This window comes from Rhabdothermincola sp., from assembly GCF_036846205.1.
GTDB lineage: Bacteria > Actinomycetota > Acidimicrobiia > Acidimicrobiales > Acidimicrobilacustridaceae > Rhabdothermincola.
In genome coordinates this window covers 23,658-35,047 of sequence record NZ_DAIUCK010000020.1, presented here as the reverse complement: position 1 = coordinate 35,047, position 11,390 = coordinate 23,658, and the positions used below count along the sequence as shown (strand labels likewise).

General features: G+C 69.9%; 9 protein-coding genes. 5 read left to right on the top strand and 4 right to left on the bottom strand.

All coding sequences use genetic code 11. The features are described 5' to 3' along the window. The first annotated feature begins 99 nt into the window (after positions 1–99). From dnaK to V7004_RS04730, 4 genes are read left to right on the top strand one after another with little or no spacing between them, the layout of a single operon-like run. Positions 100–1,929: a molecular chaperone DnaK gene (gene dnaK / locus V7004_RS04745; protein ID WP_334142494.1), complete on the top strand. Its 1,830-nt coding sequence runs from the start codon at positions 100–102 to the stop codon at positions 1,927–1,929. Further along, positions 1,929–2,543 carry a nucleotide exchange factor GrpE gene (locus tag V7004_RS04740; RefSeq protein WP_334142493.1) on the top strand — a complete coding sequence of 205 codons (615 nt, stop codon included), beginning with the start codon at positions 1,929–1,931 and terminating at the stop codon, positions 2,541–2,543. Before dnaK ends, V7004_RS04740 begins: the two co-directional genes overlap by 1 nt. 7 nt (positions 2,544–2,550) lie before the next feature. Next, the gene (gene dnaJ / locus V7004_RS04735) at positions 2,551–3,672 is read left to right on the top strand and encodes a molecular chaperone DnaJ (RefSeq protein WP_334142492.1); all 1,122 of its coding nucleotides are present in this window, start codon (positions 2,551–2,553) and stop codon (positions 3,670–3,672) included. A 35-nt stretch (positions 3,673–3,707) separates the two neighbouring features. Further along, positions 3,708–4,118, top strand: coding sequence for a heat shock protein transcriptional repressor HspR (locus tag V7004_RS04730; RefSeq protein ID WP_334142491.1), 411 nt, complete (start codon positions 3,708–3,710; stop codon positions 4,116–4,118). 49 nt (positions 4,119–4,167) lie between these two features. On the opposite strand, the gene egtD is transcribed toward V7004_RS04730, so the two are convergent. From egtD to egtA, 4 genes are read right to left on the bottom strand one after another with little or no spacing between them, the layout of a single operon-like run. Then, positions 4,168–5,148 (bottom strand): L-histidine N(alpha)-methyltransferase, encoded by a 981-nt coding sequence (gene egtD / locus V7004_RS04725; RefSeq protein ID WP_334142490.1) that lies wholly within the window; start codon positions 5,146–5,148, stop codon positions 4,168–4,170. Then, positions 5,145–5,873 (bottom strand): class II glutamine amidotransferase, encoded by a 729-nt coding sequence (locus V7004_RS04720; protein ID WP_334142489.1) that lies wholly within the window; start codon positions 5,871–5,873, stop codon positions 5,145–5,147. The genes egtD and V7004_RS04720 overlap by 4 nt, the downstream gene beginning before the upstream one ends. A gap of 6 nt (positions 5,874–5,879) precedes the next feature. Continuing rightward, positions 5,880–7,190: an ergothioneine biosynthesis protein EgtB gene (egtB, locus tag V7004_RS04715; protein WP_334142488.1), complete on the bottom strand. Its 1,311-nt coding sequence runs from the start codon at positions 7,188–7,190 to the stop codon at positions 5,880–5,882. Then, positions 7,187–8,458 carry an ergothioneine biosynthesis glutamate--cysteine ligase EgtA gene (egtA, locus tag V7004_RS04710; protein ID WP_334142487.1) on the bottom strand — a complete coding sequence of 424 codons (1,272 nt, stop codon included), beginning with the start codon at positions 8,456–8,458 and terminating at the stop codon, positions 7,187–7,189. The genes egtB and egtA overlap by 4 nt, the downstream gene beginning before the upstream one ends. Positions 8,459–8,761: 303 nt before the next feature. Here egtA and clpB point away from each other — a divergent pair, with 303 nt between their 5' ends. Next, entirely contained in the window at positions 8,762–11,242 is a 2,481-nt protein-coding gene (gene clpB, locus V7004_RS04705) for an ATP-dependent chaperone ClpB (RefSeq protein WP_334142486.1), read from the top strand. The last annotated feature ends 148 nt before the right edge of the window (positions 11,243–11,390 follow it).

The following is an 11,390-nucleotide window of genomic DNA, read 5'->3' as shown; positions in this document are numbered from 1 at the left end:
GTTGGGTTGCGTGAAGATCTCGGTGGCTGCCGCCCACCCCTTGCGGTGGCCAGCCGTAACCGGCCCCTGCGGCCGCCCCGGAACACAGGAGACGAGCACATGCCCAAGGCTGTCGGAATCGACCTCGGAACGACCAACTCGGTGGTCTCGGTCCTCGAGGGGGGTGACCCCGTCGTCATCCCCAACGCGGAAGGGTCCCGCACCACGCCCTCGGTCGTGGCGTTCGCCCGCAACGGCGAGGTCCTGGTGGGTGAGGTGGCCAAGCGCCAGGCCATCACCAACCCCGACCGCACCATCCGCTCCGTCAAGCGCCACATGGGCACCAACTGGACGATCGACATCGACGGCAAGGCGTACACGCCCCAGGAGATCTCCGCCCGGGTGCTCATGAAGCTCAAGCGTGACGCCGAGGCCTACCTCGGTGACACGGTCAACCAGGCCGTCATCACCGTGCCCGCCTATTTCGACGACGCCCAGCGCACGGCCACCAAGGAGGCTGGCCAGATCGCCGGGCTGGAAGTGCTTCGCATCATCAACGAGCCTACGGCCGCCGCGCTGGCCTACGGGCTCGACAAGGAGCACGACCAGACGATCCTGGTGTTCGACCTCGGCGGTGGCACCTTCGACGTGTCGGTGCTCGAGATCGGCGATGGCGTGTTCGAGGTGAAGAGCACCCACGGTGACACCCAGCTCGGTGGCGACGACTGGGACGAGCGGATCATCGACTGGCTGGTCGAGACGTTCAAAGGTGCCCACGGGGTCGACCTGTCGAAGGACAACATGGCCATGCAGCGGCTGAAGGAGGCCGCCGAGAAGGCCAAGATCGAGCTGTCGCAGGTGCAGCAGACCCAGATCAACCTGCCGTTCATCACCGCCACCGCGGAAGGCCCGCTGCACCTCGACGAGCAGCTCACCCGGGCCAAGTTCCAGGAGCTCACCGCCGATCTGCTCGAGCGGTGCAAGGGCCCCTTCGAGCAGGCCATCGCCGATGCCGGCCTCAGCAAGGGGGACATCGACCACGTGGTGCTGGTCGGAGGCTCGACCCGTATGCCGGCGGTCGTGGACCTGGTGAAGGAGATGACCGGTCGTGAGCCGCACAAGGGGGTGAACCCCGACGAGGTGGTCGCGGTCGGTGCCGCCATCCAGGCGGGTGTGCTGAAGGGCGAGGTCAAGGACGTCCTGCTCCTCGACGTCACCCCGCTGTCGCTCGGCATCGAGACCAAGGGCGGGGTCATGACCCGGCTCATCGAGCGCAACACCACCATCCCCACCCGCCGCACGGAGGTCTTCACCACCGCGGAGGACAACCAGCCGTCGGTGGAGATCCACGTGCTGCAGGGTGAGCGGGAGATGGCGCAGTTCAACAAGACACTGGGCAAGTTCCAGCTTGTCGACCTGCCACCCGCGCCGAGGGGTGTGCCGCAGATCGAGGTCACCTTCGACATCGATGCCAACGGCATTGTGCATGTGTCCGCCAAGGATCGGGCCACCGGCAAGGAGCAGTCGATGACCATCACCGGCCAGTCGTCGCTCTCGAAGGAGCAGATCGAGCAGATGGTGCGCGACGCGGAGGCCCATGCCGAGGAGGACCGCCGCCGCAAGGAGGAGGCCGAGGTCCGCAACACGGCCGACACCCTCGTGTACCAGACCGACAAGCTCCTCAAGGAGCAGGGCGACAAGATCTCTGCCGAAGAGCGCAAGGACGTGGAGGATCGGCTCAGCGAGCTGCGCGCGGCGCTCGGTGGTTCGGACGTGGAGGCCATCCGCACCGCCACCGAGCGGCTGATGAACGCCAGCCAGGAGTTCACGCAGAAGCTGTACCAGCAGGCTGCGGGCGGGCAGCAGTACACGTCCGCTGGTGGTGGGGCTTCGGCGTCGGCCGACGACGAGGTCGTCGACGCTGAGATCGTCGACGACGAGGGCCAGTGATGGAGCCGGCTGCCGGCGCGCCCGAGGGCCCGCTCGGCCCGGCCGAGGCCGCGACCGACGATGAGCTGCTCGAAGCGGCGGCTGTGGCGGAAGGTGAGCCAGCCGCCGCAGCCGCCTCGAGCGAGGAGGTCGAGCCCGACACGGCAGGAGGAGCCGGTGCGCCATCGGAGGAGGAGGCAGCCTTCGTCGATGGCACGGTCGGCCGGTCGGACCTGGCGGCTGAGCGCGACGAGTACCTCGAAGCCCTCCAGCGGGTGAAGGCCGAGTTCGACAACTTCAAGCGGCGCACGTCGAAGGAGCGGGTGGAGCTGATCGATCGGGCCAACGCGCAGCTCGTCGACAAGCTCCTCCCGGTCCTCGATGCGTGCGAGGCTGCGCTGGGCCACGGCGCGGAGAGCGTCGAGCCCATCTACAAGTCGTTGCTCGACATCCTGGAGAAGGAGGGGCTCGAGCGCATGGAGCCGGTCGACCACCCGTTCGACCCGAACCTGCACGAGGCCGTGTTGCACGAGCCAGGTGACGGTGGGGAGCCGGTGGTCGTGGAGTCGATGCGCACGGGTTACCTCTGGAAGGGGCAGGTGCTCCGCCCGGCGATGGTGAAGGTCAGGGACTGAGACGTCGATGGCGCCGCAGCGTGAGTGGTTCGAGAAGGACTACTACGAGATCCTGGGCGTGCCGGAGAGCGCGTCCCAGAAGGAGATCACGCGCGCCTACCGCAAGCTGGCCCGCGAGCTGCACCCGGACGCCAACCCGGACAACCCCAAAGCGGAGGAGCGCTTCAAGGAGGTGTCCGCGGCGTACGACGTCATCGGCGACGAGGCCAAGCGCAAGGAGTACGACGAGGTCCGCAAGCTCGGCCCACTCGGAGGCATGGGTTTCGGTGGCCCTGGTGGCGCGGGCGGGGCGACGTTCGACTTCGGGGCCGGCGATCTCGGGGATCTGCTGGGCGGGTTGTTCGGCCGTGCCCGCCGCCCCGGTGGTCCGGGCCGGGGCACGGGCCCCCGTCGGGGCGCCGACCTCGAGACGGATCTGCACCTGTCGTTCCGGGAGGCCGTGAAGGGCGTCACCACGACCGTGCCCCTCGTCAGCGATGCGCCCTGCTCGACCTGCCACGGCTCGGGCGCTCGCCCGGGCAGCGCCCCCCAGATCTGTCCGCAGTGCCACGGGCGTGGGGTCCTCGAGGAGAACCAGGGCCTGTTCTCGTTTTCCACTCCCTGCCCGGCCTGCGGCGGTCGGGGGACGATCATCGTCGACCCCTGTCCGACCTGTTCGGGGACCGGTGTGGAGCGTCGACACCGGGAGGTGCGGGTCCGCATCCCGGCCGGGGTCGACGACGGCCAGCGCATCCGCCTGAAGGGCCGCGGTGGCCCGGGACGCAACGGCGGGCCACCGGGGGACCTCTTCGTCCGGGTGCACGTGGATCGTGATCCACTCTTCGGGCGAGCCGGTCGCAACCTCACCCTTACCGTGCCCATCACCTTCGACGAGGCGGCACTCGGCACTCGCCTGACGGTGCCGACGCTCGACGGTGAGAAGGTGACGTTGAAGATCCCCGCAGGCACGCCGTCGGGCAAGGTCTTCCGGGTGAAGGGTCGTGGGGTGCCGGATCGGAACGGCGTGGGCGACCTGCTGGTCACGGTGCAGATCACGGTGCCCACCAAGCTCTCGCCCGAGCAGCGGGAAGCCGTGGAGGCCTTCGCGGCGGCGTCCTCGGGGTCTCCGCGCGAGCACCTGGGGGTGTGAGTCATCATGAAGGACATGAGGCGGAGGGGTGACCGATGAGCACCAGCCGCGCCCGTCGTCGCGCTGATGCCCGAGCCGTCTACGTCATCTCGGTGGCGGCCGAGCTCGCGGGCGTGCACCCGCAGACGCTTCGTATCTACGAGCGCAAAGGCTTGCTGGAGCCGGCCCGCACCGAGGGTGGCAGCCGCCGCTACAGCGACGAGGACATCCGCCTGCTGCGCCGGATCCAGGACCTCACCGACGAGGGCCTCAACCTGGCCGGCGTGAAGCGGGTGCTCGAGCTGGAGGCCCGGATCGCCAGGCTCGAAGCCGAACTCGAGGAGGTCCGCCGCGAGGCCCACGCGGCCGTCGAGCGCACCCACAAGCAGTACCGGCGCGAGCTGGTGCCGATGCGCCAAGCCGTCGTGCGCTTCGGTGACGCTCGCCGCATCTTCGGGACGGGCTGATCCCGCCACCCCCGGGAGGATCGGGCGCTCGGCGACCGAGGCCGGGCCGTCAGGCGTCGGCCAGCGATGACAGCGACACCGCGAAGTCGCCCGCGGGGTCGGTGAACCAGCGATCGAGTCGCAGGCCTGTAGACGCCAGTTCGGCGGTCACCCCGGTGCGGCGGAACTTGGCGCTGATCTCGGTACGCATCAGCTCGCCCGCGGTGAACGGCACTTCGAGGTCCAGCGCGGCGATCCTCACGGTCTGCCCACGGGTGGACCGGAGATGCATCTCGATCCACTCGGCGCCGGGGTCGAAGAAGGCCACGTGCTCGAAGGCATCGAGGTCGAAGTCGGCCTCCAGTTCCCGGTTCAGTACCCGCAGCAGGTTGAGGTTGAACTCGGCGGTGACACCCTGGGGATCGTTGTAGGCGCGCTCGAGGCGCTCGGGGTCCTTCACCAGATCGGTGCCGAGCAGCAGTGAGTCGCCGGGAGCCATCACCCTGGCCAGTTCGGACAGGAACTGCTTGCGCTCGGGCGGGGTGAAGTTCCCGATGGTGCTGCCGAGGAAGGCGATCATCCGTCGGCCGTCTCGGGGCAGCGCGCCGAGGTGGCGCTCGAAGTCCCCCACGACCCCGTGGACCTGCACGCCCGGGTAGTCCTGGATGATCGCGTCCGCGGTGGCGCGCAACGTGGACTCGTTCACCTCGAACGGCACGAACCGCTCGAGCCGACTCTCCCTCACCATGGCGTCGAGCAGGGTGCGGGTCTTGTCGGAGGTGCCTGAACCCAGCTCGACGAGGGTGTCCGCCGCGCTGGTGGCGGCGATCTCGGGCGCGCAGGCCCGCAGGATCGAGCGTTCGGTCTCGGTGGGGTAGTACTCGGGCAGGCGGGTGATGGCGTCGAACAGCTCGCAGCCCCGGTCGTCGTAGAACCACTTGGGCGGCACCGACTTGGGGAGAGCGGTCAACCCGGTGTGGACGTCGTCTCGCAGGGCCCGAGCCAGATCGGCAGGCGAGAGCAGCACCTCGATCTGCGGTCCCGCGCTCACCAGCGTTCCTCTCTGACGCCGCCATCGTCGACGGTCAGCACGGTGCGGTCGGGTACCGGGGTCCACGCCTGGTCGTCGAGCGGTTCCGATGAGACGGTCACGCCCTCGCCCCGGTGGACGTAGAGCGTTGTGCCGCACCGGGTCGCGACCAAGGCATCGGGGGTCATCAGCAGCACGTTGTACCGGCCGCCCAGCTCATGCTCGAGCTCGGCCAGCACCCCGACGGCCTCGTTGGGTGGTTCGCCGGCTGCCAGGCGATCGAGGACCAGCGCGAACAGCACCTCGCTGTCCGCGTCGCCCTCCACCATCGCCGCCCGCTCCGGCGAGAGACGTGACCGCAGCAGGTCGGCCACCCCGTCGTGGAATCCGGGCACGAACCCATTGTGCGCGAAGAACGTCGCTGCGCCGTCCCAGAACGGGGCGCTGCCCGTCGGGTGGGTCGCGGCACCTGGGGTCTTCTGGCGCACGTGCACCAGGAACCGCCCCGACGACACACCTCGCAGCAGATCCTGGCCTGAGACGTCCTCGGTCATGGGGAGCGCGCTGCGGTAGCGCCGGCCCTCGCGGGTGCCCTCGTGCCAGCCGAACCCCCACCCGTCGAGGTTGTCGCATCCCCAGGGCATCTCGCGCGCCGCCTCGCACTGCACGAGCAGCGAGTGCGGTGCCTCCAGCGCGACCCCGGCGAGCGGGCGGGCGGGACCCCAGTAGGCGGCGTGACGGCACACGGTCGCTCAGGCGTCCCGGGCGCAGCGGAACCCGGCGAAGATCTGCCGGCGGATCGGGTGGTCCCAGTTGCGGAAGGTGCCTCGCACGGCGAGCGGATCGGAAGCCCACGAGCCGCCGCGAAGCACCTTGTAGTCCCCGCCGAAGAACACCTCGGAGTACTCGGGGTACGGGAACATCTCGTAGCCGGGGTACGGGACGAAGTCCGAGGAGGTCCACTCCCACACGTCGCCGATGAGCTGGTGGACCCCTGCCGGGCTGGCCCCCGAGGCTGTCGTGCCTGCTGGGCAGGGCCCGTCGACGTGACCGCCCAGGTTGGCCCGGTCGGGGTCGGGGGCCTGGTCGCCCCACGGGTAGCGGGTCTTGGTGCCGTCGGGGTTCCAGGTGGCCGCCTTCTCCCACTCGGCCTCGGTGGGGAGGCGCTTGCCGGCCCAACGGGCGAAGGCGTCCGCCTCGAACCAGCACACATGCTGCACGGGGTCGTCGAGGTGCTCGGCGAGGTCGATCTTCCGGCCGAAGCGCAGGATCGACCAGGAGTCGGTCCCGTCACGCTGCCAGAACAGCGGATGCTCGAGCCCCTGTTCGCAGCGAAACGCCCAGCCCCGGGGGCGCCAGAGCTGCTCGTGCTGATACCCGCCGTCGTCGATGAAGGCCAGAAAGTCCCGGTTGGCGACGAGGGTGCGGTCGAGGCGGAACGGAGGGACCTCGACCAGGTGGGCCGGCCGCTCGTTGTCGTAGCCCCAAGGCTCGGAGGTGGTGCCCATGACGAACGGTCCGCCGTCGATGAGCACCTCGCCGCTCGGGACGCGGGCGCGTTGGCCGAGCACCGGTCGGGCGCCGGGGACGCTGGGCGCCCGCTCCCCCATGAGCTGCCGGGTGGCGAGCATGGTCTCGTCGTGCTGGTGCTCGTGCTGGAGCACCATGCCGTAGACGTACCCGCCCCGAAGCAGCTCTGGCGCGTCCAGCTCGTCGACGATCTCCAGCAGCCCGAGCGTCTCCTCGCGGACCGTCGTCAGGTAGGCACGGGCGGCGACCGGATCGAGCAGCGGGAGGGATGGTCGGGTCGAGCGCGGGTGCTCGAACGCGTCGTAGAGCCAGTCGATCGCCGGGTCGACGGGTGGGCGCCCGTCGAGTGCCCGTAGCAGCCACCGCTCTTCGTAGTTCCCCACGTGAGCCAGATCCCACACGAGCGGGGACATGATCGGGGAGTGCTGGGCGCGCTGGTCGTCGTCGCTCAGGTCGTCGACCAGCGAGCGCGTGCGCGCCCGTGCCCGGGCCAGCTCGTGCCTGATGGCATCCCGGTCGGAGGGCGGGATCACGGCAGCACCGCCGAGAAGTCGAGGTCCACCGCGTAGGGCACCGGTGAGGCCCGGGGCGGCCAGAGGGTGCCGTCCCGGTGCCAGGCATCGAGGCGGTCGTCGGCGGGGGAGCGACCTCGAGCCACCCAGCGGTCGTGATAGGCCGCCACCACGCCGGCCAGGCTGTCGGCCCGCTGGCGCTCCAGCGACTCGATGGCCAACTCGAAGCACCGGCTCGCGGCTGACGCGAGGAGTGGGTGGGCGAGCCCGAGTCGCGCAGCGTCGATCCACAGGCCGGCGGTGCCGGCCACCGCCTCGCCGGTCGCCGCCGCGGTGTCGGGGTCCTCGAGCAGGGCCACCGCCACGGCGGTGGCCACGTGCCAGAACGGGGTCGGCAACGCGTCGAACATCCGCAGCTCGAGCCAACCCTTCGGGCGGACCGGGGGGAACAGGGTCGTGAGGTGGTACACGAGGTCATCGATGGTGGGGAACCCGAGCTCGTGGCCCTGATCGAGCCACTGGCCGAAGGTCATCGGGCGGCGCAGTGCCCGGAAGTCGTCGTCGCCGACCCGGATGAGCATCACCCGGGCGTCGAGGATGTAGCGGAGCCACCGTTCGGCTGGGTCGCCGTCGATAGGGACGGGCGCCGATCGGGACGGGTCGAGCGTCCACCAGGTGCGCAGCCGGCTCGACTGCCAGCCGGTCGGGGCGCCCTCGGCGAACGGCGAGTTGGCGAAGGCGGCAATCAACGCGGGACCGATCTGGTGGGCCAGCCGCCAGCGCTCCACCTGTCGTGCCGGGTCCCCCAGGCAAAGGTTGACCTGCAGGGCGGCGGTGTTGCACATCATGGTGCGCCCGGCCGGTCCGAGCGCGTCGAAGTAGGACTCCATGGCCCGATACCGAGCTGCGGTGACCACCCGCTCGGGCGCTCGCACGGGGTCCTGCCCGAGAGCCACGAGCCCGATGCCGCGGGCCGCGCAGGCCCGGTCGAGGGCGAGCAGGTCCGCAGCGGCTGCCGCGCAGGCGAGGGCGACGTCGGGGAAGGGGAAGGTACTCAGCTCGATCTGGCCGCCGGGCTCCAGCGAGAGGCGGCCGCCGGTGATCCGCGGGCTCACCTCGGCGATGACGGCCTCGGCGTCCTCCAGCCGGAGCCGTTGGCCGGAGCGGTCGAGGGTGAGCCACTCCAGCTCCAGCCCGACAGTCGTGGCCCGCCGGCCCTCGGCGAAGTCGTGCTCGCGGCAGTGGCGGGCGACCTGGTCTCGACTCAGGCAGCGCTGCGGAGCGGGCATCTCAGTCCCTCCGGCCGGCCTGTGGAGACGAGGAGGCGGGTGGGGTACGGGATGGGCAATGGTGCATCGCTCGATCCTCCGTGCCCTCGATGGGCCGGCTCGGCACCCGGCAGCTCGGGTGGTCACGGTACCGGGTGGCGTCGGCGATGTCTCTGTTGGGAGGTGGGGCGGCAAGCGGATCATGGGTGGCGGGAATGGACCAGCTCCGCCTAAAGTTGATAAAGTCACTATCAAGTTTTCTGAGTCGTCTATCCCGGCATCTGCCGGCGCCGCCATCCGTCACCACAGGAGCACCGAGACCCCATGCCCCTCGACCCGAACCGCTGGACCCTCAAGACCCAAGAGGCCTTCAACGCTGCCCTGAGCGCGGCCCGGGCCAACAGCAACCCCGAGGTCACACCCGACCACCTCCTGCTGGCGCTGCTCGCCCAGGAGGATGGGGTGGTGCTGCCGATCCTGCAGCGGGTCGGGGTGGCGCCGCTGACCCTGCGGAACCGGGCGGAGGAGGCGGTGGCGAGGCTGCCGAAGGCCTACGGCGGTGAATCCCGCCTCGGCCGCCAGCTCACCGAGCTGCTCGACGCGGCGGACCGCCAGCGCGCCGAGCTGCGCGACGAGTACCTCTCCACCGAGCACCTGCTCCTCGCGTTGGCCGACCACATCGGGGTGGACCGGGAGGACCTGCTCGCCGCGCTGGCTCAGGTCCGGGGCAGTCACCGGGTCACCAGCCAGAACCCGGAGGAGCAGTACCAGGCACTCGAGCGCTACGGGCGAGATCTGACCGAGGCCGCCCGTGCCGGCAAGATCGACCCGGTCATCGGCCGTGACGACGAGATCCGCCGGGTCATCCAGGTGCTCAGCCGGCGCACGAAGAACAACCCGGTGCTCATCGGTGAGCCGGGCGTGGGCAAGACGGCGATCGTGGAGGGTCTGGCTCGGCGCATCGTCGAGGGGGACGTCCCCGAGAGCCTGCGCAACAAGCGGCTGATCGCGCTGGATCTCTCCTCGATGGTGGCCGGTGCGAAGTACCGGGGTGAGTTCGAGGAGCGGCTGAAGGCAGTGCTCAAGGAGATCACCGACTCCGAGGGCGAGGTCATCACCTTCGTCGACGAGATGCACACCATCGTCGGCGCCGGCGCGGCCGAGGGCGCGATGGATGCCGGAAACATGATCAAACCGATGCTGGCCCGGGGCGAGTTGCGGATGATCGGCGCCACGACCCTCGACGAGTACCGCAAGTACGTCGAGAAGGATCCCGCACTCGAGCGGCGGTTCCAGCCGGTGTACGTGGACCAGCCCTCCGTGGAGGACACCATCGCCATCCTGCGAGGGCTCAAGGAGCGCTACGAGGTGCATCACGGGGTGCGCATCCAGGACGCGGCGCTGGTCGCCGCGGCGGTCCTCTCCGACCGCTACCTGACCGGCCGGTTCCTGCCCGACAAGGCCATCGACCTGGTCGACGAGGCCGCCAGCAAGCTGCGCATCGAGATCGACTCGATGCCGACCGAGATCGACGTGGTCGAGCGGCGCATCCGCCAGCTGGAGATCGAGCGCGTGGCCCTCGCCAAGGAGACCGACCCCGCCTCCCAGGAGCGGCTCGCCGCCCTCGACGAGGAGCTCGCCAACCTCCGCGAGCAGGCCGCGGGCATGAAAGCCCACTGGCAGTCCGAGAAGGAGGCGATCACCCGGATCCAGGCCCTCAAGGAGCAGCTTGAGAACAAGCGGCTGGAGCTCGAGCGGGAGACCGATCTCGAGCGGGCCGCCGAGATCCGCTATGGGCAGATCCCCGAGCTCGAGCGGCAGGTCGCCGAGGCCAGCAAGCGGCTCGAGGACCTGCAGTCCCAACAGAAGATGCTCAAAGAGGAGGTCGACGAAGAGGACATCGCCGAGGTCGTCAGCCGCTGGACCGGGGTCCCGGTCAGCCGGCTGATGGAGGGCGAGATGGCCAAGCTCGTCCGGCTGGAGGACGTCCTGCACGAGCGGGTGATCGGTCAGGACGAAGCGGTGACCGCGGTGGCGAACGCCATCCGTCGCAGCCGAGCCGGGCTTTCCGACCCGCACCGGCCCATCGGCACGTTCCTGTTCATCGGCCCGACCGGTGTCGGTAAGACCGAGCTGGCCCGCTCGCTGGCGGACTTCCTGTTCGACGACGAGCGGGCGATGGTCCGCATCGACATGTCGGAGTACATGGAGAAGCACGCGGTCAGCCGCCTCATCGGTGCGCCACCGGGCTACGTCGGCTACGAGGAGGGCGGCCAGCTCACCGAAGCGGTGCGACGGCGTCCCTACTCGGTGGTGCTGCTCGACGAGATCGAGAAGGCCCACCCCGACGTGTTCAACGTGCTCCTGCAGCTCATGGACGACGGGCGTCTCACCGACGGGCAGGGCCGCACGGTCGACTTCACCAACGTCGTGCTGATCATGACCTCCAACCTGCCGGGCGATCCCCGGGACTTCTTCAAGCCGGAGTTCATCAACCGGATCGACGACATCGTCCGCTTCCGGGAGCTCACCGAGGAGGACCTGCGTCGCATCGTGCGCATCCAGTTGCGGGCGCTCGAGCAGCGACTCGCTGCCAAGCGCATCTCGCTGGTGGTCACCGATGCGGCGGCCGACGCCCTTGCTCGGGAAGGGTTCGATCCCGCCTACGGGGCCAGGCCGCTGAAGCGGGTGATCCAGCGCGAGCTGGGTGATCGCCTCGCGCTGGCGTTGCTCGAGGGCCGCTACTCGGAGGGCGACACGATCACCGTCGACGTGGACCCGTCCGGCGCCGTCGTGTTGAGCTGACGGCGCCGGCGGCGGGCCGCGGTAGGAGTGCCTGCCGCGGCAGGTGTGCGGCCGCCGCAGCACCTGCGGGTCGGGCCCGGCAGGGTCGGGGACCCGTACCGACTACGCTTGCCGTGCAAGACGACGCCTCAGTTGAGGGGAGACACGC

Coding starts and splice junctions, on each gene's coding strand:
- dnaJ (WP_334142492.1), top strand. CDS start 2,551: ATGGCGCCGCAGCGTGAGTGGTTCGAGAAGGACTACTACGAGATCCTG.
- V7004_RS04740 (WP_334142493.1), top strand. CDS start 1,929: ATGGAGCCGGCTGCCGGCGCGCCCGAGGGCCCGCTCGGCCCGGCCGAG.
- clpB (WP_334142486.1), top strand. CDS start 8,762: ATGCCCCTCGACCCGAACCGCTGGACCCTCAAGACCCAAGAGGCCTTC.
- V7004_RS04730 (WP_334142491.1), top strand. CDS start 3,708: ATGAGCACCAGCCGCGCCCGTCGTCGCGCTGATGCCCGAGCCGTCTAC.
- dnaK (WP_334142494.1), top strand. CDS start 100: ATGCCCAAGGCTGTCGGAATCGACCTCGGAACGACCAACTCGGTGGTC.
- egtA (WP_334142487.1), bottom strand. CDS start 8,458: ATGCCCGCTCCGCAGCGCTGCCTGAGTCGAGACCAGGTCGCCCGCCAC.